22 protein-coding genes are annotated in these 24,658 nt (G+C 71.8%); 16 read left to right on the top strand and 6 right to left on the bottom strand.

Features of this window, described 5'->3' with window-relative positions; translation table 11 throughout:
* Positions 1–111 precede the first annotated feature (111 nt).
* Positions 112–462, top strand: coding sequence for a hypothetical protein (locus Aut01nite_RS14455; RefSeq protein ID WP_152628538.1), 351 nt, complete (start codon positions 112–114; stop codon positions 460–462).
* An 87-nt stretch (positions 463–549) separates the two neighbouring features.
* Here Aut01nite_RS14455 and Aut01nite_RS14450 read toward each other — a convergent pair whose 3' ends face one another.
* From Aut01nite_RS14450 to Aut01nite_RS14440, 3 genes are read right to left on the bottom strand one after another with little or no spacing between them, the layout of a single operon-like run.
* Positions 550–2,253 (bottom strand): glycerol-3-phosphate dehydrogenase/oxidase, encoded by a 1,704-nt coding sequence (locus Aut01nite_RS14450; RefSeq protein WP_373871492.1) that lies wholly within the window; start codon positions 2,251–2,253, stop codon positions 550–552.
* A complete protein-coding gene (gene glpK, locus Aut01nite_RS14445; protein ID WP_043523415.1) occupies positions 2,250–3,755 on the bottom strand; it encodes a glycerol kinase GlpK in 1,506 nt (501 codons plus the stop codon). Before glpK (Aut01nite_RS14445) ends, Aut01nite_RS14450 begins: the two co-directional genes overlap by 4 nt.
* On the bottom strand, positions 3,748–4,587 hold the full coding sequence (locus tag Aut01nite_RS14440; RefSeq protein ID WP_043523414.1) for an MIP/aquaporin family protein: 840 nt from the start codon (positions 4,585–4,587) through the stop codon (positions 3,748–3,750). Before Aut01nite_RS14440 ends, glpK (Aut01nite_RS14445) begins: the two co-directional genes overlap by 8 nt.
* A 125-nt stretch (positions 4,588–4,712) precedes the next feature.
* Between Aut01nite_RS14440 and Aut01nite_RS14435 the strand changes: the two genes are divergently transcribed.
* Both Aut01nite_RS14435 and glpK (Aut01nite_RS14430) read left to right on the top strand, forming a co-directional pair.
* Entirely contained in the window at positions 4,713–5,465 is a 753-nt protein-coding gene (locus tag Aut01nite_RS14435; protein ID WP_043523413.1) for an IclR family transcriptional regulator, read from the top strand.
* Positions 5,462–6,958, top strand: coding sequence for a glycerol kinase GlpK (glpK, locus tag Aut01nite_RS14430; protein ID WP_043523412.1), 1,497 nt, complete (start codon positions 5,462–5,464; stop codon positions 6,956–6,958). Before Aut01nite_RS14435 ends, glpK (Aut01nite_RS14430) begins: the two co-directional genes overlap by 4 nt.
* Before the next feature lie 9 nt (positions 6,959–6,967).
* Here glpK (Aut01nite_RS14430) and Aut01nite_RS14425 read toward each other — a convergent pair whose 3' ends face one another.
* Complete coding sequence (locus Aut01nite_RS14425; protein WP_043523411.1) at positions 6,968–7,195, bottom strand: zinc-ribbon domain-containing protein; 228 nt, start codon at positions 7,193–7,195, stop codon at positions 6,968–6,970.
* 158 nt (positions 7,196–7,353) lie between these two features.
* On the opposite strand from Aut01nite_RS14425, the gene Aut01nite_RS14420 reads away from it, so the two are divergent.
* Positions 7,354–7,752 (top strand): STAS domain-containing protein, encoded by a 399-nt coding sequence (locus Aut01nite_RS14420; RefSeq protein WP_043523410.1) that lies wholly within the window; start codon positions 7,354–7,356, stop codon positions 7,750–7,752.
* A 7-nt stretch (positions 7,753–7,759) separates the two neighbouring features.
* Positions 7,760–8,788, top strand: coding sequence for a response regulator transcription factor (locus Aut01nite_RS44285; protein ID WP_043523409.1), 1,029 nt, complete (start codon positions 7,760–7,762; stop codon positions 8,786–8,788).
* A gap of 7 nt (positions 8,789–8,795) precedes the next feature.
* On the opposite strand, the gene Aut01nite_RS14410 is transcribed toward Aut01nite_RS44285, so the two are convergent.
* Both Aut01nite_RS14410 and Aut01nite_RS14405 read right to left on the bottom strand, forming a co-directional pair.
* Positions 8,796–9,566, bottom strand: coding sequence for an ATP-binding protein (locus Aut01nite_RS14410; protein ID WP_052163344.1), 771 nt, complete (start codon positions 9,564–9,566; stop codon positions 8,796–8,798).
* A 168-nt stretch (positions 9,567–9,734) separates the two neighbouring features.
* Entirely contained in the window at positions 9,735–10,748 is a 1,014-nt protein-coding gene (locus Aut01nite_RS14405; RefSeq protein WP_043523408.1) for a lipid II:glycine glycyltransferase FemX, read from the bottom strand.
* A 224-nt stretch (positions 10,749–10,972) separates the two neighbouring features.
* Between Aut01nite_RS14405 and Aut01nite_RS14400 the strand changes: the two genes are divergently transcribed.
* The 11 genes from Aut01nite_RS14400 to Aut01nite_RS14350 are packed head-to-tail and all read left to right on the top strand — an operon-like array spanning position 10,973 to position 24,632.
* Positions 10,973–11,743, top strand: a complete 771-nt coding sequence (locus Aut01nite_RS14400) for a polysaccharide deacetylase family protein (RefSeq protein WP_043523407.1) — start codon at positions 10,973–10,975, stop codon at positions 11,741–11,743.
* Complete coding sequence (locus Aut01nite_RS14395) at positions 11,736–12,839, top strand: DegT/DnrJ/EryC1/StrS family aminotransferase (protein WP_043523406.1); 1,104 nt, start codon at positions 11,736–11,738, stop codon at positions 12,837–12,839. The genes Aut01nite_RS14400 and Aut01nite_RS14395 overlap by 8 nt, the downstream gene beginning before the upstream one ends.
* A gap of 5 nt (positions 12,840–12,844) precedes the next feature.
* Positions 12,845–14,071: a glycosyltransferase family 4 protein gene (locus tag Aut01nite_RS14390; RefSeq protein WP_043523405.1), complete on the top strand. Its 1,227-nt coding sequence runs from the start codon at positions 12,845–12,847 to the stop codon at positions 14,069–14,071.
* Positions 14,072–14,086: 15 nt separating this feature from the next.
* Positions 14,087–15,772 (top strand): tyrosine-protein kinase domain-containing protein, encoded by a 1,686-nt coding sequence (locus tag Aut01nite_RS14385; RefSeq protein WP_063958727.1) that lies wholly within the window; start codon positions 14,087–14,089, stop codon positions 15,770–15,772.
* Positions 15,765–17,039, top strand: coding sequence for a lipopolysaccharide biosynthesis protein (locus Aut01nite_RS14380; protein WP_043523404.1), 1,275 nt, complete (start codon positions 15,765–15,767; stop codon positions 17,037–17,039). The genes Aut01nite_RS14385 and Aut01nite_RS14380 overlap by 8 nt, the downstream gene beginning before the upstream one ends.
* Positions 17,036–18,229 carry an O-antigen ligase family protein gene (locus Aut01nite_RS14375; protein ID WP_043523403.1) on the top strand — a complete coding sequence of 398 codons (1,194 nt, stop codon included), beginning with the start codon at positions 17,036–17,038 and terminating at the stop codon, positions 18,227–18,229. Before Aut01nite_RS14380 ends, Aut01nite_RS14375 begins: the two co-directional genes overlap by 4 nt.
* Positions 18,226–19,353: a hypothetical protein gene (locus Aut01nite_RS14370; RefSeq protein ID WP_043523402.1), complete on the top strand. Its 1,128-nt coding sequence runs from the start codon at positions 18,226–18,228 to the stop codon at positions 19,351–19,353. The genes Aut01nite_RS14375 and Aut01nite_RS14370 overlap by 4 nt, the downstream gene beginning before the upstream one ends.
* 23 nt (positions 19,354–19,376) lie before the next feature.
* Positions 19,377–20,399, top strand: a complete 1,023-nt coding sequence (locus tag Aut01nite_RS14365) for a GNAT family N-acetyltransferase (RefSeq protein ID WP_043523401.1) — start codon at positions 19,377–19,379, stop codon at positions 20,397–20,399.
* A gap of 10 nt (positions 20,400–20,409) precedes the next feature.
* A complete protein-coding gene (locus Aut01nite_RS14360) occupies positions 20,410–21,642 on the top strand; it encodes an FAD-dependent monooxygenase (protein ID WP_043523400.1) in 1,233 nt (410 codons plus the stop codon).
* Positions 21,643–21,668: 26 nt separating this feature from the next.
* Positions 21,669–22,682, top strand: a complete 1,014-nt coding sequence (locus tag Aut01nite_RS14355) for a GNAT family N-acetyltransferase (RefSeq protein ID WP_043523399.1) — start codon at positions 21,669–21,671, stop codon at positions 22,680–22,682.
* Positions 22,683–22,703: 21 nt separating this feature from the next.
* Positions 22,704–24,632 carry a metallophosphoesterase gene (locus Aut01nite_RS14350; RefSeq protein ID WP_052163381.1) on the top strand — a complete coding sequence of 643 codons (1,929 nt, stop codon included), beginning with the start codon at positions 22,704–22,706 and terminating at the stop codon, positions 24,630–24,632.
* Positions 24,633–24,658: the final 26 nt, after the last annotated feature.

The following is a 24,658-nucleotide window of genomic DNA, read 5'->3' as shown; positions in this document are numbered from 1 at the left end:
GGGACGCGGAGCCGGGAGGCCGGCTCCGCGTTTCCTGACCATCCAGGCGATTTGTCCCTAGACTCGCTACTGCCGCCGGGGTGGCGGTGTGCCGGACGCCCAGGAGAAGACGTGCCAGGAGAGACCATGGCGAACGCCGCCAGCCAGCAGACCCCCACGATCGACGCGATCACCGGCCACCTGCTGGCCGAGCTCCAGCGGATCCGGCAGGTGCTCGACGTGCTCCCGCTGCCCGAGGAGACCACCACGGTGGCGCACCGCGAGCTGTCCGCGACCGAGGTCGACCTGCTCAGCGCCGAACCCGACCGCACGCGGATCGCCGCGTCCGCGAAGTGCCTGGCCCTGGAGCTGTGCCGGTCCGGCGCGCTGGACCACGCGGGTCACGCGCTGACCGGCCCGCTCGGCACCCTCGCCGACTGGCTCGGCGACACCGGCCTCCCGATCCGCCGCCTGCTGTCCTGACCACCGGGCACGGCAGGGCGCGCTCCGTCCTGACCGCCGGGCACGGCAGGGCGCGCCGGAAACGGGCGGCGCCCCCTGCCGGCGACGTCAGCTGACCCGGATCGGCACGACCTCCGGGGCGCCGAGGCGGGCCGCGTCGGCCGTCTCGTCGTCCTGCTGCTCCTGGGACGCGCGTTCCGCCTCCACCCGCAGCCGGTAGTTCTCCACCTCCCGCTCGCGCTGCGACGGGGTCCAGCCGAGGACCCGGCCCATCAGCTCGGCGGCGTGCGGGGCGGCCACCACACCGCGGTCGAACGTCTCGATGGAGATGCGGGTGCGCCTGGTCAGCACGTCGACCAGGTGCCGGGCGCCCTCGGCGGCGGCCGCGTGCACGAACTCGGCCCGCAGGTAGTCCTCGGCGCCCTCGATCGGCCGGCCCAGGTCCGGATCCTCGCGGATCAGCGCGAGCAGGTCGTGGACGAGCGACCCGTACCGGCCGAGCAGGTGCTCGACCCGGGCCACGTGCAGGCCGGACTCGGCGGCGAGCAGCCCGCGCCGGTTCCACAGGGCCGGGAAGCCGTCGGCGCCGAGCAGCGGGATCCGGTCGGTCACCGAACGCGGCACGTTCCGGGCCAGATTGTGCACGCAGGCGTCGATCGCGTCCTTCGCCATCACCCGGTACGTCGTGTACTTGCCGCCGGCCACCACGACCAGTCCCGGCACCGGGCTGACGACCGAGTGTTCCCGGGACAGTTTCGAGGTGGACTCGGACTCGCCGGACAGCAGCGGCCGCAGCCCCGCGTACACGCCCTCCACGTCGGCGCGTTCCAGCGGCGTAGCGAGGACCTTGTTGACCTCGGTGAGCAGGTAGTCGATGTCCTTGGCGGAGGCGGCCGGATGGGCCTTGTCGAGGCGCCAGTCGGTGTCGGTGGTGCCGATGATCCAGTGCCGGCCCCACGGGATGACGAACAGGACGCTGCTGGCGGTCCGCAGGATCAGCCCGGTCGACGACTGGATGCGGTCGCGCGGGACGACCAGGTGGATGCCCTTGGAGGCGCGGACGTGGAACTGGCCGCGCTCGCCGACCAGGGACTGGGTGTCGTCGGTCCACACGCCGGTGGCGTTGACGATCTGCCGGGCCCGGATCTCGAACGTACGGTCGTGTTCGAGGTCGTCGACCCGTACCCCCGTCATCCGGGACCCCTCCCGGAGGAAACCCGTCACCTCCAGCCGGGTCGCCACGTGGGCGCCGTAGGCGGCCGCGGTCCGGGCCAGGAACATCGTGTGCCGGGCGTCGTCGATCTGCGCGTCGTAGTACTGCAGAGCCCCGATCAGCGCGTCCCGGCGCAGTGACGGGCAGGCCCGCATCGCGCCGCGCCGGGAGAGGTGCCGGTGCCGGGGCAGCGAGCCCCGCCGGGCGAGGGTGTCGTAGAGGGTGACGCCGGCGCCCGCGTAGAGGCGTTCCCAGCCGCGGTGCTGGAGCGGGTAGAGGAACCGGACCGGCCGGGCCAGGTGCGGCGCGAGCCGTTGCAGGATCAGATCCCGCTCCCGCAGCGCCTCCCGGACCAGGGCGAAGTCCAGCATCTCCAGGTACCGCAGCCCGCCGTGGATGAGTTTGCTGGACCGGCTGGAGGTGCCGGAGGCGAGGTCGCGCGCTTCGACGAGACCCACGGTCAGTCCCCGTGTGACCGCGTCGAGCGCGCAACCCGCCCCCACCACTCCCCCACCGATCACCAGCACGTCCACCTCTCTGGCCGCGAGAGCGGAGAGGGCGCCGTCCCGGTACGAAGGAGAGAGAGCAACCATGATCAGTCCACATCCACCCAGTCGAGGGTCCGCTGCACCGCCTTCTTCCACCGCCCGAAGCCCTGGTCGCGCTGTTCCGGCGTCCAGTTCGGCTGCCAGCGCTGCGACTCGTTCCAGTTCTCCCGCAGCTCCTCGGTGTTCTTCCAGTACCCGACGGCGAGCCCGGCCGCGTAGGCGGCGCCCAGCGCGGTCGTCTCGGCCACCACCGGGCGGCTGACCGGCACGCCGAGCACGTCCGCCTGGATCTGCATGCACAGGTTGTTGACGGTGATGCCGCCGTCGACCTTGAGCACGTCCAGGGTCACGCCGGAGTCCTGCGCCATCGCGTCGACCACGTCCCGGGTCTGGTAGCAGATCGCCTCCAGGGTGGCCCGGGCGATGTGCGCGTCGGTGTTGAACCGGGACAGCCCGACGATGGCGCCGCGGGCGTCGGAGCGCCAGTACGGCGCGAACAGGCCGGAGAACGCCGGGACGAAGTAGACGCCGCCGCTGTCCGGGACCCGCGAGGCGAGCGATTCGCTCTCGCTCGCCGACTTGATGATGCGCAGCTGGTCGCGCAGCCACTGCACGGCGGAGCCGGTGACCGCGATCGACCCCTCCAGGGCGTAGACCGGGGCGGCGTCGCCGAACTTGTAGCAGACCGTGGTGAGCAGCCCGTTCTCCGAGCGCACCAGCTTCGTGCCGGTGTTGAGCAGCATGAAGTTGCCCGTGCCGTAGGTGTTCTTGGCCTCGCCCGGGCTGAAGCAGACCTGGCCGACCGTGGCGGCCTGCTGGTCGCCGAGGTCGCCGGTGAGCGGGACGTCCCCGCCGAGCGGCCCGTCGACGTGCGCCACGCCGTACCCGGTGGGATCCGACGACGGCCGGATCTCCGGCAGCATCGACCGCGGGATGCCGAAGAACGACAGCAGCTCGTCGTCCCAGTCGAGGGTCTCCAGGTTCATCAGCATGGTGCGGGACGCGTTCGTCACGTCCGTGACATGGCTGCCGCGCGTGATGTTCCACAGCAGCCAGGAGTCGGTGTTGCCGAACAGGGCGTCGCCGCGCTCGGCCGCCTCCCGCACCCCGTCGACGTTCTCCAGGATCCACTGGATCTTGCCGCCGGAGAAGTAGGTCGCGGGCGGGAGGCCCGCCTTGCGGCGGATCACGTCGCCGCGGCCGTCCCGGTCGAGAGCGGAGGCGATCCGGTCGGTACGGGTGTCCTGCCACACGATCGCGTTGTAGTACGGCCGCCCGGTCCGCCGGTCCCACACCACCGTGGTCTCGCGCTGATTGGTGATGCCGACCGCGGCGAGATCCGACGCCGACAGATCGGCCTTCTGCATCGCGGTCCGGACCACCGCGACGGTCCGCTCCCAGATCTCGATCGGGTTGTGCTCGACCCAGCCGGCCTGCGGCATGATCTGCTCGTGCTCCAGCTGGTGCCGGGCCACCTCGTTGCCGCCATGGTCGAAGATCATGAAACGGGTGCTGGTGGTGCCCTGATCGACGGCGCCGACGAAGTCAGCCACGGCGAACCTCCACATCCTCATCTGTCCGGGTCGGGATCTCGCCAGGTTCCTGGGGCGAGGCCGACGGCAGGAAACGTCCGATCAGAGTCTGGTACAGACCCGCGCCGATGACACCGCCGATGATGGGCGCGACGATCGGAACCCAGAAATACAGATTCCCGTACTGGTCGCGGAACGCGCCCCCGTAGCCGGTCAGGAAGCTGGCGAGTCGCGGCCCGAAGTCACGGGCCGGGTTGATCGCGTATCCGGCGTTGGTCCCCCACGCCATGCCGATCGCGACCACGAGCAGCCCGATCACCACCGGGCCGAGGTTGGCGGCCGGGGCGGTGTTGGCCATGTCGGTCAGCGCCAGGATGACGAAGAGCAGGATGGCCGTACCGATGATCTGGTCCCGGAAGGCGCCCCACTCGCTCACCGGAAGCGTGCCGTTGCCCGGCAGCGTCGAGAAGACGCCCTGCGTCTTGATCGTCAGACCGGGGTCGGCGGCGTGCAGGACCTCGGTGTAGTTCCAGCGCACCAGCAGCGCGGCGATGAACGCGCCGACGGTCTGGGCGAGGATGTACGGGGCCACCTTCCGCCAGGAGAAGCCCTTGAAGACGGCGAGCGCGATGGTCACCGCCGGGTTGAGATGCGCGCCGCTGACCCGCGCCGCGACGTAGACGCCGAGGGTCACGCCGAGACCCCAGGCCCAGGCGATGCTGTCGTGATCGCCGATGCCGGCCGCGGCGACCTGCGCCACCACGCCCACCCCGAACAGAATCAGAATCATGGTGCCGGCGAACTCCGCCGCGACCTCACCGGCGAGACCAGGAACTTTGAGCCGTGTAGCCATGCTCCCTCCCCTGATAGATGCCTGCAGACGCTAGGAGCGGGTCCGATAGGGGGCAATGAACGCCGGTCGACATTGTCGAACGTCGATAACGGCACGCTGTCGCTCGGTGGCTTAGAGTCCGAAACATGCCGGGAACAGTGCAGGCGATCGAACGAGCGGCCGCGATCCTGCGGACGCTCGCCGGCGGGCCGGGCCGGCTCGGGCTCAGCGAGATCGCCCGGACCCTGGACCTGGCCAAGGGCACCACCCACGGCATCCTGCGCACCCTGCAGCTGGTCGGGTTCGTCGAACAGGACCGGGTGTCCGGGCAGTACCAGCTCGGCGGCGCCCTGCTGCACCTGGGCACCAGTTTCCTGGACATCAACGAGCTGCGCTCCCGGTCGATCAACTGGGCCGATCCGCTCGCGGCGCGCAGCGGCGAGTCGGTCCGGATCGGCACCGTCCTGGAGGGCCGGGTCCTCGTCGTGCACCACGTGTTCCGGCCGGACGACACGTTCCAGACCCTCGACGTGGGCGCGCTGCTGCCGCTGCACGCCACCGCTCTGGGCAAGGTGCTGCTCGCGTACCGGGCCGGCGGCCCGGTACCGGAGCTGGAGCGCTTCACCCGGCTCACCCTGACCGACCCGCGGGCCCTCTCCGGCGCCCTGGAGGGGGTACGCGAGGCCGGCTGGGCCGCCGAGATCGAGGAGTTCCTGCTCGGCCAGGCGGCGGTGGCCGCCCCGATCCGCGGGTACGGCGGCCTGGTCGTCGGCGCCATCGGCGTCTCCGGCCCGGTCGACCGGCTCTGCGACAGCCACTACCGCCCGCGGCCGTCACTGGTCGGCTACGTCCGGGACGCGGCCCGCGCCATCTCCCGGGATCTGGGGGCGACGCGATGAGCGAGAAGTACGTCGTCGCCATCGACCAGGGCACCACCTCGACCCGCTGCATCGTCTTCGACCGGCGCGGACAGCTCGTCTCGCTCGCCCAGCAGGAGCACAAGCAGCACTTCCCCCGGCCCGGCTGGGTCGAGCACGACGCCATGGAGATCTGGCGCAACGTGGAACGGCTGGCCCCGCGGGTGCTGAGCCGCGCCGGGATCGGTCTCGGCCAGGTGGCGGCGGTGGGCATCGCCAACCAGCGGGAGACCACCGTCATCTGGGACCGCCGCACCGGCGTGCCGGTCGGGCGGGCCATCATCTGGCAGGACACCAGGACCGACGCGCTGGTGCACGCGCTGGGGGACGCCCGCGACGCCGGCGCCGTGTCGGACATCTCCGGTCTGCCGTTGGCGACCTACTTCTCCGGGCCCCGCCTGCGCTGGATGCTCGACCACACGCCGGGGCTGCGCGCCCGCGCCGAACGCGGCGAGGTCATCTGCGGCACCATGGAGACCTGGCTGATCTGGAACCTCACCGGCCGGGCCCAGCACGTCACCGACGTCACCAACGCCAGCCGCACCATGCTCCTCGACGTCCGCGCCCTCGACTGGTCCGCGCGGGCGCTCGACTTCTTCGGGATACCCCGCGCGATGCTTCCCGAGGTCCGGGCCTCGATCGGCGCCTTCGGCACCGCGACGGAGGGCTTCCCGGGGGTACGGATCGGCGCCGCGCTCGGCGACCAGCAGGCGGCCCTCTTCGGGCAGACGTGCTTCACCCCGGGCGAGGCCAAATGTACGTACGGCACCGGCAGCTTCCTGCTGCTCAACACCGGCGCCGAGCTGGTGCGCTCGGAACACGGCCTGCTCAGCACGGTCGCCTACCAGATCGAGGGCGAACCGGCCGCGTACGCCCTGGAAGGCTCCATCGCGATCACCGGCTCGCTGGTCCAGTGGTTCCGCGACCAGCTCGAACTGATCTCCAGCGCCCCGGAGATCGAGACCCTGGCCCGCACCGTCGCCGACAACGGCGGCTGCTACATCGTCCCGGCGTTCTCCGGCCTGTACGCCCCGTACTGGCGCAGCGAGGCCCGTGGCGTGATCGTGGGTCTCACCTCGTACATCACCAAGGGCCACCTGGCCCGGGCGGTCCTCGAAGCGACCGCCTGGCAGACCCGCGAGGTGGTCGACGCGATGAACACCGACTCCGGCCTCACCCTGACCACCCTGAAGGTGGACGGCGGGATGACCGCCGACCACCTGCTCATGCAGATGATCACCGACGTCCTGGACGTGCCGGTGGTCCGCCCTCTGGCGGCGGAGACGGTGTCGCTGGGCGCGGCGTACGCGGCCGGCCTGGCCGTCGGTTACTGGCCGGACCTGGACGGCCTGCGCCGCAACTGGCACACCGCCGCCCAGTGGATGCCCGCCATGGACCCGCGCCTGCGCACCACCGAATACGCCAACTGGCGCCGCGCGGTGGAACGCACCTTCGACTGGATCCAGCCCGCCTAGACCGCCGGACTAGACCGCCCCGACCAGGCGCGGGTCGGCCTTGCGGAAGCCGAGGCAGTGGCCGCAGACCATGTAGTGACCGGCCGGCTTGACCGGGAAGAGCGGCACGAAGAACAGCGTGAACCGGGTGGTCCGGCGGATCAGCTGCTGCGGCGCCTCCCAGTGGCAGATCTCGCAGGTCATCATCCGCGTGCCGATCACATGGTCTTTGCTGCGCAGACCGAACAGCAGAAACATCTGAACTCTCCTCGCTCACCGGGGGTCCTCATGGTCTTACCCATTCGCAAGCCACCTCACCGTCCAGCCCATCCCGGGTGGGAGTTTCTTCCGATGTCCGCAGCCGGTTGCTCTCGGTAGCGTCGAGCAGGGGTAGCGGATCGGCACGGGGAGGCCGCGTGCAGCACCATCAGGAAGAACTCACCATCTCCGCGGAAGAGACCGGTCTGCGGGAGGTACTCGTCCGGATATCGGGTGAGCTCGACATCCGGACCTCCTCGGCGTTGCTGGGCGCGCTCGGCACGATGCTCGCCGACGACGACGTCCTGCTGTTGCGGCTCGACCTGTCCGACGTGCGGTTCTGCGACCACGCCGGGCTGCGGGCCCTGCACGCCCTGGGCGAGGCGGCCGGCCCGGACCGGGTCCGGATCGTGGCCGCGCACTCCTCGGTCGACACCATCCTGCGGCTCTGCCGCATCCCCGCCTTCCTGGGTCACACACCCCCGAACGGCGACCTGCCGGGGCCGTTCGGCCGACCCCGGGCGGGCGTGGCCGAACGCAGCCGCGAAGGAACATGATGGAGGGGTGGGTTTTCCTCCCGGCAGTGGGCGGATCACGGCCGACGTCGTCCGGATCGCCGCGATGCAGGGTGGTGTCCGGCAGCGGGCGGACGCGCTGATCGAGGCGTTGTGGCCGGTGCTGCGGCACGACACAGCCTGGCTCGGCCTGCTCGACCCGGAACGCTGGGCGCTGGAGACGGTGGCCGCGCCGGGACACACCGAACGGACCCGCCGCCATCTGACCAGTTCCGCGGTGATGGCCGATGTGGAACGGGCCGGCATGCACCGCGCCCGCCGGCCGTTCCGGGTGTTCGAGTGCCCGGTGCCGGTCGCCGAGCTCGCCTCCTGGACGGACTACTTCGCGCCGGTGGGGCTGGCCGAGGGCGTGTCCATCCCCCTGGTCACCGCGGACGGCCGCTACCTGGGCCTGCTGTGCGGGCACACCGAGTCCGCGACACCGCTCGGCGACGAGGTCATCGACCTGCTCGTCACTCTGACCCCACTGCTCGCGCAGGTGGTGGACCCGCTGCGCACGCTGTCCTCGATGACCGGGATGGTCCGGGACGCGGTCGCCGGGGTGGTGCTCACTCGCTCGGGGGGCTTCGAGACGCTGCCCGGGCTGCCGTGCATCCGCGAGATCGGGGTGGAACCGTCGTCGGTGCGCCTCGTCTCGTCGCTGCTGACGCCGGGACGGTCGATGGCCCGGTTCCTGGTGCCGGGCCGGGACGGTCTGACGCTGGTGACGGCGCTGGCCTGCCCGCCGGAGCCGCCCGGCCACCACCGGGCGCTGGTGCTGCTGAGCCCGCCGCCGGAGACGTACGGGCTGACCCGGCGGGAGCTTCAGGTGCTCGGGCTGCTGGTGGAGGGGCGTACCAACGCGGCGATCGCCAGCGCGCTGCGGATCACGGCCCGGACCGCGATCGGCCATCTGGAGCACATCATGCTGAAGCTGGGGGCCGAGTCACGGACCGCGGCCGCCGTCCGCGCCGACCGGCAGGGCCTCTACGTGCCCGCGGAGTTCCTGGACGGGCACGGGGAAGGCGGGCCCGGGTGAGGCGGGCTCAGGCGGGATCCACCTCGTCGGCCCGGAGCATGGCCCACACCATCTTGCCGACCCGGGTCGGCACGGTGCCCCAGGTGTGCGCGGCGGTGTCGACGATCATCAGCCCGTAACCACGTGCGGTGATCGGGTCCTTCCGGTGCCCCCGGAACCAGGGCGGGACCGGGTCGCGGTCGACCACCGCCAGGTGCAGGAACGCGCCCCGGCTCCGCCGGGAGATCAGCACGTCGATCCACGTGCCGGCGTGTTCGACGGCGTTGGCCACCAGCTCCGAGGCGACCAGCCGGGCACGGGGCACGAGCCGCGGCATCCCCCACTCCTCGCAGGCCGCGGTGACCATGAACCGGGCCCGGGCCGCGGCGGACACGTCCGGCGGCAGGTGCAGGCGCACCTGGTCCAGCAGCAGCCGGTGGCTGGTCAGATGGGACCGGGCCAGCGGCACGGTCGGGAAGACCGGGGTCAGGCGACGGGCGACCACCATGCCGAGGCGGGCGGCGAGCCTGGTGTCGGCGGGCAGGCAGGCGGCCACCCGGACCGGCGGGTCCATCTGCTCGCCCTGCATCGCCGTGCGAAGCCACGTCGAGGCGCTGAGCGCGCCGGGGTCGGTCAGTCCCCGGAGGTCGAACAGCACGCCGGCCGGATGCTGGGCCATCGCCTTGGCGATGGCGGCGCGGGCCTCGAGCCGGAGGTCGCGGTCCCAGACGCCGTGGACGGTGAAGTCCACGATCAATGCCTCGTCCTGCACCACCACCGTGATCGATGGGCCGGTCATCACTCGTCCGCTCTGCCGTGTCGCCCCGTATCGAAATCCCCGTATTACCTCTGAAACGCTATAACCACCCATGGTCCGGTGCCAATCACCGGATGTGTGACCACTGCAGGGTTGGCACATCTCATCGGTGGCCAGGCACGGCGATCCGCAAGGGCGCCGGCGCCGCTGTCAGGCCGCTCCGGTGAGCCGGGCGACCGTGCGCTGTTTGAGGGCGAAACCCTGCTTGGCGGCGTCCCGCAGGTGCGCGACGATCGGCGAGCGGGAGCGGCGCACCCACGGGACCGGGACCGTGGTGGTGCCGTACTTGGCCTTGTAGGCGTTGCCGCCGACGAAGTCGAACTCGGTGACCCCCCGCTCCCGGGCCCAGCGCATCGCGTGCCAGATCAGCGCCTCGTTGGGCCGCAGGTGCTGGTGCTCCCGGTAGCTCGCGCCGCCCCAGAAGTACATCGTCCGGTGGTACCACGGCAGGACGGCCGTGGCGATGCACCGGCCGTCGCCGTCGCGGGCGCGCAACAGCAGCAGATTCCCCGCGGGCGCCAGGTGACGGATCAACGACCGAACCCTTTCCACCGAATACGTGGGCACGAGATTCTGTTTGGCGAATACGTCCCGCAATTGATCGTAGAATTCGCCGGCGAATGCGGGATCGGCGGTCGCGTCCTCGATGACGACTCCCGACTTCGCGGCCTTGCGGATGTTTCTGCGGCAGGCGCTCGCCATCGCTCCGAAGAGTTCGTCCTCACCCGGATTCAGATCGATCACCGCGGTCGGCGCCTCGTCCCAGCGCAACCCGGCGCCGGCGCGGTCGAGGTCGCCGGGAGTCAGCCCGCGGTCGCGGATCTCCAGGTGCGCGGCGCCCGCCTCACCGAAGGCGAAGTGCGGCAGGGCGTGCAGCGCGGCAGAGCGGGAGACGTGCGGGGCGAGGGTGAAACCCATGTAGGAGGTGGTCCACCCGGCCATCGGGCTGCCCAGGATGCGCATGCCGAAACGCCTGGTCAGCAGGCCGGTGAAGTGTCCGACGACCTGGCCGGAGTCGGTGACCGTGGCGAGCAGCGGCTCGGCGCGCTGGCACTCGCCGACGAACCTCAGCCACTCGGGGGTGTGAAAGATGAGCCGGTCCGGGTAGGTGGCCCGGTCCGCCCAGACGGCGGCGGTCGGCTCCACCCGGTGCAGTCGCAACATGTTGGGTCCCCGATCGAGAATGTGGCCGGCGGGCACGATGATGCTCAACCATAAGAACATTCCGCAAGAAGCCGTTCGGGCTGTTTTCAATTGACGTGAATAATACTCGCGTTCCTTATGACAATTGCTACTCCCGCACTCGCCGGGCATTTGCGAGGGTTGGTGAAAGCCGCGGGTCATCGCACCGTGGCCGCGACCTGTTGACGAGCGGAGGGCGTGAACGCATGCAGCCGCCGACGGCGATCAAGCGCCGCCTGAACGAACTGGGGCTGCGCAGCCGCCTGCGGGCCCGGCCCCGCCTGCAGGGCCGGATCCTGGCCCCGGCCGGCCTGCGCCGCCGGCTGCCCAGTTCCCCCGGCCTCTACTGCCCCTTCTACCACGACGTGCCCGCCGAGTTCGCCCGGGACCTGCGCCGGCACCTGCGGACCCTGCAACGGATCGGCCCGCTGGTCTCCTGGGACACCGCGCTGCGGATCCTGTCCGGCGAGACGCCGCTGACCGGGCCGGTCTTCTGCCTGTCCTTCGACGACGCCCACTCGACCTGGCGGGACGTGGCCGCCCCGCTGCTGCTGGAGATGAAGGTCCCGGCGATGTTCTTCCTGACCTCCGGCCTGGTCGGGCAGCCCGGCAACCTCACCTGGCAGGACTGCCGGGACCTGGTCGCCGCCGGGTTCGACTTCGGGTCGCACACGGTCACCCACCACCGGCTGGCCGACCAGGACGACGCCGCCGCGGCACGCGAGATCGTCGGCTCCAAACACGAGATCGAGGACGAGCTGGGCATCGCCGTACGGGACTTCGCCGCCCCGTACGGCCACCCCGCCGTCGACTTCCGCGACCGGGACGTGCAGGTGGCCCGGGACGCCGGATACCGCAGTTTCGCGACCACGCTCCGGCCGGCCATGCACCCCGGCGACTCCCCGATGTTCATCCACCGGCAGGGCCTGCACCCGGCCTGGCCGCTCATGGCAGTGAGGACGCGGGTACATGACTGAGACCGGCGCACGGATCTGGCTCTCCCCACCGGACGTCAGCGACCTCGAACGCAAGCTCCTGCTGGAGGCCTTCGACTCCAACTGGGTGGCCCCGGTCGGCCCCGACCTGGACGCCTTCGAGGCGCAGGTGGCCGAGCTGGTCGGCGTCCGGCACGCGGTGGCGCTGAGCAGCGGCACCGCGGCGCTGCACCTGGCACTGATCGCGGCCGGGGTGCGGCGCGGCGACACCGTGCTGGTGCCGTCGTTCACCTTCGCCGCCACCGCCAACGCCGTGGCCTACCTGGGCGCCCGGCCGGTGTTCGTGGACAGCTCGCCGGACAGCTGGAACATCGATCCCGGTCTGGTGGCCCGGGAGCTGCGGGAGCGGGCCGACCGCGGCGAGCTCCCGCGGGCGGTGATCGCGGTGGACATGTACGGCCAGTGCGCCGACTACGACGCGCTGCTGACCGCCTGCGACCGGTACGGCGTACCCCTGATCGAGGACGCCGCCGAGGCGCTCGGCGCCACCTACCGCGGCAAGCCGGCCGGGTCGTTCGGGCTGGCCGGCGTGCTGTCGTTCAACGGCAACAAGATCATCACCACCGGCGGCGGCGGGATGCTGCTCACCGACGACGACCGGGTCGCCCGGCAGGCCCGGCACCTGTCCACCCAGGCCCGCGAGCCGGTCCCGCACTACGAGCACCGCACGGTCGGCTACAACTACCGGCTCAGCAACCTGCTCGCCGCGGTCGGCCGGGGCCAGGTGCAGCGCCTCGAGCAGATGATCGCCGCCCGGAAGGCGACCTTCGAGTTCTACCGCGCCGAGTTGGACGGCCTGACGTTCATGCCGATCGCCGGGTACGGCGAGCCCAACTACTGGCTCACCTGCGTGCTGACCGACGACCGGGACCGGCTCCTCGCCGCCCTGAACAGCCGCAACATCGAGGCCCGGCCCGCGTGGAAGCCGATGCACCTGCAGCCGGTGTTCCAGGACTGCGCGATGCGCGGCGGGGCGGTCTGCGCGGACGTCTTCGCGCGCGGGGTGTGCCTGCCCAGCGGATCCGCTCTGACCGACGACGACCGGCGGCGCGTCGTCGACGCGGTCCGGGAGGGCTGACCCGCATGCACATCGTCTACATCCACCAGTACTACTGCAACCCGGGTATGGCGGGCGGGATCCGGTCCTACGAGCAGGCCCGCCGGCTGGTGGCACGGGGGCACACCGTCGACGTGATCACCACCGACATCACCCCGGGCGCCCGAGGGCTGGGCTGGCGCACGACCGTCGAGGACGGCGTGACCGTGCACTGGTTCCGGGTGCCGTACGACAATCACATGGGTTTCGCCCGGCGGCTGCGCGCCTTCGGCGAGTTCATGCTGCTCGCCGCCGCGAAAGCGGCCCGGCTCAAGGCCGACCTGGTGTTCGCCACCAGCACCCCGCTGACCGTGGCGGTGCCCGGCGTGATCGCCGCGAGGCTGCGCCGGGTGCCGTTCGTCTTCGAGGTCCGCGACCTGTGGCCCGAGGTGCCGATCGAGATGGGCGCGCTGCGCAACCCGGTGCTGCGCCGGGTGGCCGGCGGCCTGGCGGACTTCGCCTACCGCAACGCCGCCGAGGTGATCGCCCTGTCCCCCGGCATGGCCGCCGGGGTCGTCGCCCGCCGCCCCGGCACCCCGACCACCGTCATCCCGAACGCCGCCGACCTCGACCTGTTCACCGTCGACCAGGAGAAGGTGCGGGCGTTCCGGGCCGCGCACGACTGGCTCGGCGACCGCCCGCTGCTCGTCTACACCGGCGCGCTGGGCGTGGTGAACGGGGTCGGCTACCTGGTCCGGGCGCTGCACACGGCCGCGAAACTCGACCCGGACCTGCGGCTGCTGATCGTCGGGCACGGCAAGGAGTGGGAGTCGACCAAGACGCTCGCCGCCGAACTCGGCCTGCTCGGCGACGTGGTGCACATGTGGGAGAAGGTGCCCAAGGCGGAGCTGCCGGTGATCCTCGGCGCGGCCACCATGTCCAGCAGCACGGTCCGGCCGATCCGCGCGCTCTGGGACAACTCGGCCAACAAGTTCTTCGACGCGCTGGCCGCGTCCCGGCCGATCGCCATCAACTACGGCGGCTGGCAGGCCGACCTGCTCCGCGAGACCGGGGCGGGCCTGGTGCTGGCCCCGGAGGACACCGAGGCGGCCGGGTCCGAGCTGGCCGCCCACCTGCGGGACGAGGCGTGGCTGCGGCAGGCCCGGGCGGCGGCGCACCGGCTGGCCGTCGAACGGTTCTCCCGGGAGCTGTTGTTCGAGCGGTTCGAGGCGGTCCTGGACCGGTCCGCCCGCCGTGCGCCTGTCCGTTCCTGACGAATCGGGGGAATCGTGGAACTGCGTGCCTATGTCCGGGCCTGTCGCCGCCGATGGCTCTGGCTGCTGGTGCCGGTCCTGGTGGCGGCCGGGATCGCGGGAGGCGTCTCGCTCACCGGAGCGCCGGGTCACCGGTCGTCGATGGTCCTGTTCGTGAGCTCGGGCGCGCAGGATCCGGACGCCGGGGCCCGGCGCCTCAACTCGTACATCGCCCTGCTCACCGGGCCGCGGGTGGCGCAGGCCGTGGTGGATCGGATGGGGCCGGGGATCTCCCCCGCCGAGGTGCAGAAGAGCCTGTCCGCGCAGATCCGGGAGGGCACCGAACTGCTGGAGATCGCGGCCACCGACCCCGACGCGGACCGCAGCCGGCAGATCGTCACCACCGCCGCGTCGGTGCTGGTCGGCCTGGCCCGGCAGATCGGCGCCCCGGCGGACCCGGACGACGGGCCCGCCCCGACGGTCTCCATCGTGCAGGACGCGGTCACCGTCGAGGAGCCGGGCAACCTGGGCCGCGACACCGGGTTCGCCGCGGTGCTGGGGCTGCTGATCGGCGCGGCGGCGGTCGCCGTCCGGGAGGCCGGGGCGCGGACCGTCACCGAGGAGGAGGACCTGCGGCGGCTCGGGCTGGACGCGGTCGGGGTGATCTCGATCGGTGGCCGGTCCCGGACCGGGCATCCCGACCAGGCGCTGGCCGAGACGTTCCGCCAGCTGCGCAGCCTGATGCCGGTGCTGGCCGAGGCCCGCACCGGCGTGCCCGGGCGCGGCCGGTCGGTGCTGCTCACCGGCGCCGGCCGCAAGGAGGGCACCACCGCCGTCACCTGCGGGCTGGCGATAGCGATGGCCGAGACGGGAGCGCGGGTGGCGCTCGTCGACGCGAACATGCGCACCCCCGGGGTGGGCCGTTACCTGTCCCTGGACAGCGCGCCCGGCCTGGCCGAGGTGCTCGCCGGCACCGCCACGGTGCCGGACGTGCTGCAGAAGTCGCTCGGCGGCCGGGTCACCGTGCTGCCCGCCGGGGAGCACGCGCCCGATCCGGGTGAGCTGCTGGCGTCCCCGCGGCTCGGCGCGACCGTGCGGACCCTGACCGAACGCTACGACATCGTGCTCGTCGACGCGCCGGCCCTGCACGGGGTGGCCGACGCGTCGGTGCTCGGCCAGGTCACCGACAACGCGCTGCTGGTGGTGCGGGCCGGGCGGACCCGGACGGCCGACGTGGAGAAGTCGATCGACGTGCTGAAACGGGCCGGCGCCAAGCTGGCCGGGGCGGTGCTCAACGCGCTGCCGCGCAAGCTGCCCACGAACGGCTCCTGGCAGGGGCAGGCCGAGGTCACCGGCGCCGACAGCCCCGACCTGATCTTCGGGATGAACGGTGACCAGCCGCCCCGGATGGACGACACGTTCGTGTCGCTGCCGCCGGTCGGCACCGCCCGGGGACGGGCCCGCGTGGTCACCTCGTCCGCGATCGAGACCGCGCCGGAGTCCTCTCCGGCTCCGGCGCAGCGGGAGGCGCAGGCCCAGGGAGAGGCGCCGGCGCAGCGCGAGGCGCAGCGCGAGGCGCCCGCGCAGCGGGAGGCGCAGCGCGAGGCGCCCGCGCAGCGGGAGGCGCAGCGCGAGGTGCCGGCGCAGCGGGAGGCGCCCGCCGCGGAGGACGACAAGGAAACCGCCGGCACCCCGGAAGAGGAGCAACAGCGCAGTGAGTGAACTGCGGGTGCGGGCGGCCGGCACACGGCGGGGCGGCCCGGTCGCCCTGGCCGGGAAGGTGCTGCGCGAACCGTCGGTGCAGCTGCTCGCCTCGCAGGTGCTGACCGGCGGTGTGGCGATGGCCGCGAACATCCTGATGGTCCGGTCGCTCAGCCCCACCCACCGGGGCGAGGTCGCGCTGCTGCTCCAGGTGGTGTACCTGGCCACCCAGCTGCTGCTGCTCGGCACCGAGCGCAGCTTCGTCGCCGCGTACCACGACGTCGCCCCGGCGCCCGCCGTCCGCGCGTACGCCCGCCTGCTCGCCGTACCGTGCCTGATCTTCCTGGCCGGGGCGGTGCTGTGGCAGATCGCCGCGCCGTCCCGGCTCACCCCCGGCCCGCTGATCGTGACCATGCTGGCCTGGTTCGCGCTGATCGAGGCGGCCGGCCTGGCCACCCGCTCGATCGCCATCGCGGTCGGCCGGGTCAAGGACTTCCTGCTGGCCCGGGTGATGGAGGCGCTGCTGCTGCTGGCCATGCTGATCGGCCTGTACGTCACCGGCGCCGCCCACCCGGAGGTCTGGTTCCTGGCCTACCTGATCGCCGGGGCCGCCCCGACCGTCGTCTACCTGGTGATCTGGCTGCGGCTGCCGCCCGCCGAGGGTAGCGTCCCGCTCGATCCGGCGCAGAACCGCCTGGTCCGCCGGGAGGGTCTGTCGCTGTTCCCGGCCGCGCTGTCGAACATGGCGATGCTGCGGGTGGACCGCCTGGTCATCCCGGCCCTGGCGTCGACGGCGGCGCTGGGCCACTACACCTCGGTGGCCACCATGACCGAGCTGCTGGCCTGGCCGGTGCGGGCGTACGCCGACTCGCGCCTGGGCCGGTGGCGGGCCACGCACCGGGACGGCACGCTGAAGGCGGCGCCGATCGTGACGGCCGTCGCGGTCTACGCGCTGGTGGTGGTCCCGCTGGCGGCCGGTGGGCTGTACCTGCTGATCGAGCCGCTGTTCGGCCACGAGTACGCCGACGCCAAGGTGATCGTGGTGCCGCTGGTGGTGGCAGCCGGCCTGTACGCGGTGTCCCGGGTCAGCCTGGGCCTGCTGATCGCGAAGGGGCACGGCGGTCTGGTGTCGGCCGCCGAGATCACCGGTTTCCTGGTGAGCTTCGTGGCGTACGTGCTGCTGATCCCGAAGATGAACATCCTCGGCGCGGCGTACGGCTCGCTCGCCGGGTACGGCACCTGCCTGGTCTTCGCGATGGTCGCCACCCGGATCGTGAGAGACCGATGAACCGCGCCTTCCTCGCGCCCGGCCTGGTGCTCGTCCTGGTCGCGATCGGCGGCCGGTACACCCTGGACCGGGCCGGGCTGCTCGACCTGGCCTGGGTCGACCTGCGGGTGATCGGCCTGGTGATCGCGCTGGTGCTGCTGGCCGTCGAGGTGGGCCGCCGGCCGCGGGAGCTCGGCGGGCGGCCGGAGGGCTGGCTGGTCGCGGCGCTGCTGTTCTTCCTGTTCCAGATCGCCTCGGCGCTGTGGGCGCCGCCGGCTGCCCGGACCGGCCCGCAGACCCTGGACCTGGTGCTGCTCGGGGTGCTGCTGCTGGTGGCCTACGTCTACACGCTCGGTGACCCGGACACCGTCATCCTGTTCACCTTCAAGCTGTTCTTCGTGGCGGCGATCGTCTACGCGCTGGCCGCCATCTTCGTCAGCGGCCCGGGCGAGCAGGGCCGCTACTCGGCGTTCGGCGGCGGGCCGAACGTGTTCGCCCGGGTCGAGGTGCTCGGGGTGATCAGCGCGGTCGCCCTGTTCATGGTGACCGGCCGGAAATCGCCGCTGCTGGTGATCCCGCTGTTCCTGCTGGCCACGGTGCTGTCCGGGTCGCGCGGGACGCTGGTGGCCGGTGGCGTGGTGGGTTTCGCGGCGCTGCTGAAGCTGCGGCGCCGGCTGAGCGCCGGCGCGGTCGCGGCGGCCGTGACGGTGGCCGTGGCCGCGGTGGGGGTGATCGGGGCGCTCGCCCCGCCCGAGTTCACCGACCTCTTCCAGGAGCGGTTCGTTGAACAGACCGTGCAGGAACAATATCTCTCCGGGCGGACCGACATCTGGATGGCCGCCCTGCGCATGTTCGCCGACCATCCGATCGGCGGCTCCGGGCTGGACGGCTTCTACGGGCTGATCGGCGTCAACCAGGCGGTCGAGTATCCGCACAACTATCTGCTCGCGGTCGCCGCCGAGGGCGGGCTGGCCGGGCTGGGGCTGCTCACCGCCTCGATCCTGCTGTGGACCCGGATCGTCCGTGGCGGCGGCGCCCGTCCGCAGCTCACCGGCCTGGCCGTGGCGGCAGCCGTCTTCGTGGCGCTGAGCAGCCTGTTCTCCGGCGACTACTACGACTCCCGGCTGGCGTGGATCTTTGCGGCGATGGCGGCCGCGGCGGCCCTGGTGAAGGTGCCGGCCACCCCTAAGGAACTGGTGGTGGCGCGATGAGGCGGCGGACGATTCTGGCGGCGGGGCTCGGCGGGGTGGTGGTGGCCGGGGCGGCAGGTCTGCACCTGGTGCGGGCCGGTGACGACGTTCCCGCCGAGCGCGATCCGGTCCCGGCGGCCCCGCCCGCCGTGGAGGACGCCGTCAAGATCAAGACGGTCGAGCACTGGACCGGCGTCTACATGAGGAGCTGGGACTACACCGAGCGCAACGCCACCCCGCTGAGCCGCTCGAAGGACTCCCGCGACCACTACGACCTGGCCTATGACGTCGACTCGTGCACGGCCATGTACCGGGCCACCGGCCAGCGCCGCTTCCTGGATCGGGGGCTGGGTTTCCTGGAGAACGTGGTCGCCGCCGCCGTGCCGTCGGCGTCGCTGAACGGCAGCTCGTTCCGGGACGGCTACCAGGGCTGGGCGTCCAGCAAGGTGGGCGGGGGTGGCGACGAGTTCCCGCTGTACGAGTCGTACCTGTGGCGGTACGGCACGAACCTGCTGGTCGCCATCAAGGACACCGCCGACGCCGGGCTGCGTGACCGCTACACCCGGCTGCTCGGTTTCGCCGAGGCGAACGTCTTCGACAAGTGGTACTCGCGCGGCCCGAAGAGCCACATCCACCGCGAGCGCACCCACATGTCCGCGCACTGGGCGCTGATCGCCATGAACCTGGCCCAGCTCAGCGCCGACCAGACCCGCAGGGCCCGCTGCACCGCGATCGCCGACGAGATCAGCACCCGGTTGCGCGGCCAGTTGCGGCGCAATCCGGCGGAGCCGACCGCGTGGTTCTGGAACGACGTGTGGGGTTCGGCGAAACAGCCCGGGCAGGACGTGGGCCACGGCAACGGGGTGGTCACGTACGTGGTGGAGGCCCACGACCGCGACCAGGGCTGGTCGGCGGCCGACATGGCGGCGTTCGGGTCCCTGCTCACCAAGGTCGTCTGGCCCGGCGGAACCACCTACCGCAAGTTCGTCGACGGCACCGGCAGTGACAACGGCTGGTGGTCCGACGGCTTCGTGAAGCTGGGCCGGTACGACCCGGCCGTGCAACTGCGGCTGGAGAGACACCAGGTGGTGAACGATCAGTTCGCCGCGAACATGGCGCTCAACGCCCGCATCCTGCGCGCGTAGGGCTTCGGAAGGGAAAGTACGACATGACGGCTTCGCTGCTGGAACCGGCGGCACGCGAGTGGAAGGAGACCCTCCGGCACGTCGGTCACGACATGTACCACGTGCCGGACTACGTCGTCCTCGACGCCCGGCTCTACGGAGGCGCCCCGGCCGCGTTCCATTACGAGCGGGCGGGGCGGCGGTTGCTGATCCCGCTCATCCTGCGGGAGATCCCGGGCACGGATCTCCAGGACGCGATCTCACCGTACGGCTACCCGGGCCCGGTCAGCGACGCCGCCGAGGAGGACGCCGAGTTCTGGCGCGCGGCAGGCGCGGCGCTGGTGGAGACGCTGCGCGCGGGCGGTGTGGTGTCCGCCTTCATCCGCATGCACCCGCTGTTGGCCGCGCCCGCCCCGGCGCTCCGGGACTTCGGGGCGCTCGTCCATCACGGCGAGACGGTGTCGATGGATCTGACCGTCTCCGAGGACGAGATGTGGAAGCAGACCCGCAGCGACCACCGCAACCACATCAACCGGGCGAAACGCGCCGGGACCGAGATCGTGTTCGACGACTGGGACCGGCTCGGCGAGTGGGTGCAGGTCTACCACGACAACATGCGGCGGGTCGGCGCCACCTCGTACTACTTCTTCACCCGGGAACACCTGGCCGCGCTGCACGACGCGGTCGGCGACCGGATGCACCTGGTGGTGGCGTGCGAGGACGGTGAGGTGGTCGGCGGGAACACGTTCTTCGAGTACGACGGGATCGCCACCGGGTACGTCTCGTCGACCCGGCGAGCGCCGAAGCGGTACGCCGACGAGCTGCTCTACGACCAGGTCCGCCGCTGGTGCAAGAGCCGCGGTGACCAGGTGTTCCACCTGGGCGGCGGCAAGGGCGGCGCGAACGACTCGCTGTTCTCGTACAAGGCCGGGTTCTCGCCCCGCCGGCACCCGTTCCACACCTGGCGGGTGATCGCCGACCCGGCCGCGTACGACCGCCTGGTCCGCGACCGCCGGCCGGAGGCCGACCCGGCCGATCTGACCGTCACCTTCCCCGCCTACCGATAGGAGCCCCGACATGCGGATCACCTGTGTCGGCGGCGGTCCCGCCGGCCTCTACTTCGCGACGCTGGCCAAGCTCGCCGACCCGTCGCACGACGTGACCGTGCTGGAGCGCAACCCGGCCGGGGTCACCTGGGGCTGGGGCGTGGTGTTCTGGGACGACCTGCTCGACGACCTGTTCCGGTACGACCCGGTGAGCGCCGAGCGGATCTGGGACGCCGCCTGCAAGTGGGACGAGTACGAGGTCCGGGCCACCGGCAAACCCGTCACCCACCTGGCCGGGTACGGCTTCAGCATGGGCCGTCACAAGCTCCTGGAGATCCTCGCCGCCCGGGCCGTCGAGCTGGGCGTGACCATCAGGTACCGCGAGGAGCTGGACGACCTCGCCGCTCTGCCGCCGTCGGACCTGGTGGTGGCGTGCGACGGGGTGGGCAGCCGGATCCGTGAGGCGCACGCCGGGCACTTCGGCGCCGAGGTGGAGGTGGCCCGGAACAGATACATCTGGCTGGGTACGCCGAAGGTGTTCGACACGTTCACCTTCGGGTTCGAGGAGACCCCGGCCGGCTGGATCTGGTTCCACGCCTACCCGTTCGACGAGCGGACCAGCACGTTCATCGTCGAGTGCACCCCGCAGACGTGGGCCGCGCTGGAGTTCGACAGGCTGGACGCCGCCACCGGCACGCTCCGGTTGCAGAAGATCTTCGAGTCCCATCTGGACGGCGCCGAGCTGATCGACCACCGCGCGGAGGTCGGCGGCACCGGCTGGCTGAACTTCCGCCGGGTGACCGCGCAGCGCTGGGACCACGGCAACGTGGTGCTGATGGGCGACGCGGCGCACACCACCCACTTCGCGATCGGCTCGGGCACCAAACTGGCGATGCAGGACGCGATGGCCCTGGCGGACGCCGTCGCCTCGGGTGACGATCTGCCGGTGGCCCTGGAACGTTACGAGCATCGCCGCAAGGCGGCCCTGGCGCCGCTGCAACGGGCGGCGCGGGCGAGCAGCGCCTGGTTCGAGCGGATGCCGGAGTACGCCCACCTGCCGGCCCGTCGTTTCTCCTACGCCCTGTCGAACCGGCGCGGCGAATACCCGGCCTGGCGCTACCTGCTGCACATGGCGACGCAGAGCCCGGTACCCCGCCGGCTGCTGCGATGGACGCTGAGCGCCCGCCGGTGGAGCCGGGCCCGGCGCCGCGCCGACACGCCGGGGCCCGTGACGACGGGACAGGCGATCCTCGACGCGGCATGACAACCGAACAGTGAAAGGGATGACCGATGGCCGAAGGCGCCCTGCTCGAACCCGGCGACCCGGCGTGGGCGGACGCGTTACGGCGCGTCCACCACGACGTCTACCACCTTCCCGGGTACGTGACCCTCGACGCCCACCTCTCCGAAGGTGAGCCGGTCGCGTTCCGGTACGACGAGATGGGCCAGGTGTTCCTGTTGCCCCTGGTGCTGCGGCCGATCCCGGGAACCGGGTTACGGGACGCGGTCTCCCCGTACGGCTACCCCGGGCCGGTCAGCGACGTCCCGCCCACCGACACCGGGTTCTGGACGCGGGCGGTCCGGCACATGGCGGCGCTGCTGTGCACCCACGACGTGGTCACCGTGTTCGCCCGGCTGCACCCGCTGCTGCCGGTCGCCACCCCGGCCCTGGCGGAGGCCGGGACCGTGGTGCGGCACGGCGAGACGGTGTCGGCCGACCTCACCCTCACCCCGGACGAGTTGTGGCGTGACACCGGCCGCACCCACCGCAACCAGATCAACAAGGCGCGGCGGGCCGGGGTGGAGATCGTCTTCGACGACTGGGACCGGCTCGAGGAGTGGGTGGGCACCTATCACGCGACGATGCGGCGGGTCGGGGCGACCGGCTTCTACTTCTTCGACCTGGAGCACTTCCGGCGGCTGCGGGCGGCGGTCGGGGAGCACCTGCACCTGGCGGCGGCGGTCCGGGACGGCGAGATGCTGGGCGGGAACCTGTTCTTCGCCTATCGCGGGATCATGCAGACGCATCTGCAGTCCACCCGGGACGGGCAGATCTGGTGGGCGGACAAGCTGCTCTACCACGAGGTACGGCTGTGGGGGCGGGAGCGCGGGCACCTGGTCCACCACATCGGCGGCGGGGTGGGCGGGGCGGACGACTCGCTGTTCCGGTACAAGGCCGCGTTCGCGGCGGGGCGGCAGGACTTCCACACCTGGCGGGTGGTGAGCGATCCGCTCGCCTTCGAGAAGCTCGCGGGTACGCCCACGGCCGAGACGATGTCAGGACGATTCCCTCCGTACCGGTGAAATTGCCGTATTTTGCTCTTCATGGGACCGATCACCGTTGACGAGTACGCCGAGCGGAACACGCACCTGCTGAACCGGCACCGGATCAGCCGCCGCACGGCGTTGCAGGCGGTGACCGCGGGCGCCGGCGGGCTGGCGTACGCGCAGTTCCGGCTCGCCGGGGCCGCGTTCGCCGCCGCCGGAGGCAAGCCCGGCCGGGCCGGGGTGGTGATCTCCGGGCGGCACCTGTCGTTCCTGCCCGGCGGCGACGGCGGGCTCCGCGCCGCGATGGCCGTCACCGCCCAACTGGTCAGCAGCACCGGCGCCCTGCCGAAGAATCTGCGCGCGGTCGTCGAGGTGGGCCGGGCGCCCGGCGAGTACGGCACCCGGCACGACGCGGAGATCCGGCACCTGAGCGGCTCCGACGCCATCGCCGGCGGGCCGGTGTGCAGCCAGTTCTACGTCAAGGCGGTGCTCGGCGACCTGACACCGGGCGCCGTGCACCACTACCGGATCCGGCTGTCCGACGGCACCGTCACCGGCGACGCCCACTTCACCGCCGCGCCCGCCGCCGCCGTCGCCGGGCCGTTCACCTTCACCGCGTTCGCCGACGTCGGCACGCACACCGCGCCCACCGACCCGAAACACTCCTGGCATCAGCAGCCCGCCGCCGTGCTCCGCGACGGCGGGAAGTGGCCGGCCGGGGTGTTCGACAACAACTCCTACCTCGGCACCGACCCGGTCGCCGGGGCCACCGGGACCGACCCGTGGCCGGCCGTCACCCAGACCGGCCTCATGGGCACGCAGAAACCGGTGTTCACGCTGCTCGCCGGGGACATCTGCTACGCCAACCCGTCCGGCTCCGGCCTGCCCGCCGACGACACCATGGCCATGTCCCGCACCGCGCCGCCGGGGACGAGCCTGTTCAACCCGTACGTCTGGGACGTCTTCCTCAACCAGATCGAACCGCAGGCCGCGTACACGCCGTGGATGTTCGCCACCGGCAACCACGACATGGAACCCATCCACGGGACACACGGGTACGGCGGCCATGTGACCAGACTCGACATGCCCGCCAACGGGCCGTCCGGCTGCCCGTCGGTCTACCGGTTCACGTACGCCAACGTCGGCTTCATCTCGATCGACGCCAACGAGCTGTCGGCCGAGCTGCAGACCAACACCGGGTACTCGCGCGGCGCCCAGGTGCGGTGGGTGGAATCGGCGCTGAAGCAGTGGCGGTCCGGGACGGCCGTCGACTTCATCGTGGCGTTCTTCCACCACTGCGCGTACGCGACGTCGCACAACCATGCCTCCGACGGCGGGGTACGCGACGCGCTCGACCCGCTGTTCTCCCGGTACCGCGTCGACCTGGCCGTGCAGGGGCACAACCACCAGTTCGAACGCACCGACCCGATCCGGTTCGGCAAGAAGACCCGGTCCGCGCCGGACGGGTCGACGATCCGGCCGGCCGAGGACGGGGTCACCTACATCTGCGCCGGATCCGGTGGACGGCCGCGCTACCCGTTCCGGCCGGCGCCCGGACCCGAGGCGCCCGCACCGCACGGCGTGAAACCGGCCGGGGCGCAGGCCCTCGCCGAAGGCGAACGGTATCGCGGCTACCGCCCGAAGAAGCCGGAGAACACCACCGAGACCGTGGCCAACAGTTACGTCTGGAAGGCCACGCCGGCGAAACGCGGCAAGGGCGGGCAGCTCAACGGGACCCGGGTGCCGGAGGCGGTGGACTGGTCGCAGGTCCGCTACGACGCGTACGCCTTCATCGCCGTCGACGTGAAACCCGCCGAACCCGGGAAGACGACGACCATGACGATCCGCACGCTGGCCGACGCCCTCCCCGGCACCGGGAAGCCGTACACCGAGATCGACCGGATCACCCTCGCCCGCACCGCCGGCCGCGGCGTCCTCACCGACGGCCGGACCGCATGTCGCCCCGCTCACATCCCTTGCACTTGACACCAGTGTCAAGTCTTAGCGTCTCC

Origin of the sequence: Actinoplanes utahensis (assembly GCF_016862455.1) — a bacterium.
Classification (GTDB): Bacteria; Actinomycetota; Actinomycetes; order Mycobacteriales; family Micromonosporaceae; genus Actinoplanes; species Actinoplanes utahensis.
Note: the sequence above shows the minus strand (reverse complement) of the source record. Positions and strands in the feature narration are given on the sequence as shown.

Excerpts from the sequence above, each read along its gene's own strand:
- Aut01nite_RS14440 (WP_043523414.1), bottom strand. The coding sequence starts at position 4,587 with ATGGCTACACGGCTCAAAGTTCCTGGTCTCGCCGGTGAGGTCGCGGCG.
- Aut01nite_RS14435 (WP_043523413.1), top strand. The coding sequence starts at position 4,713 with ATGCCGGGAACAGTGCAGGCGATCGAACGAGCGGCCGCGATCCTGCGG.
- glpK (WP_043523412.1), top strand. The coding sequence starts at position 5,462 with ATGAGCGAGAAGTACGTCGTCGCCATCGACCAGGGCACCACCTCGACC.
- Aut01nite_RS14425 (WP_043523411.1), bottom strand. The coding sequence starts at position 7,195 with ATGTTTCTGCTGTTCGGTCTGCGCAGCAAAGACCATGTGATCGGCACG.
- Aut01nite_RS14410 (WP_052163344.1), bottom strand. The coding sequence starts at position 9,566 with ATGACCGGCCCATCGATCACGGTGGTGGTGCAGGACGAGGCATTGATC.
- Aut01nite_RS14405 (WP_043523408.1), bottom strand. The coding sequence starts at position 10,748 with ATGTTGCGACTGCACCGGGTGGAGCCGACCGCCGCCGTCTGGGCGGAC.
- Aut01nite_RS14400 (WP_043523407.1), top strand. The coding sequence starts at position 10,973 with ATGCAGCCGCCGACGGCGATCAAGCGCCGCCTGAACGAACTGGGGCTG.
- Aut01nite_RS14395 (WP_043523406.1), top strand. The coding sequence starts at position 11,736 with ATGACTGAGACCGGCGCACGGATCTGGCTCTCCCCACCGGACGTCAGC.
- Aut01nite_RS14390 (WP_043523405.1), top strand. The coding sequence starts at position 12,845 with ATGCACATCGTCTACATCCACCAGTACTACTGCAACCCGGGTATGGCG.
- Aut01nite_RS14375 (WP_043523403.1), top strand. The coding sequence starts at position 17,036 with ATGAACCGCGCCTTCCTCGCGCCCGGCCTGGTGCTCGTCCTGGTCGCG.
- Aut01nite_RS14370 (WP_043523402.1), top strand. The coding sequence starts at position 18,226 with ATGAGGCGGCGGACGATTCTGGCGGCGGGGCTCGGCGGGGTGGTGGTG.
- Aut01nite_RS14365 (WP_043523401.1), top strand. The coding sequence starts at position 19,377 with ATGACGGCTTCGCTGCTGGAACCGGCGGCACGCGAGTGGAAGGAGACC.
- Aut01nite_RS14360 (WP_043523400.1), top strand. The coding sequence starts at position 20,410 with ATGCGGATCACCTGTGTCGGCGGCGGTCCCGCCGGCCTCTACTTCGCG.
- Aut01nite_RS14355 (WP_043523399.1), top strand. The coding sequence starts at position 21,669 with ATGGCCGAAGGCGCCCTGCTCGAACCCGGCGACCCGGCGTGGGCGGAC.
- Aut01nite_RS14350 (WP_052163381.1), top strand. The coding sequence starts at position 22,704 with ATGGGACCGATCACCGTTGACGAGTACGCCGAGCGGAACACGCACCTG.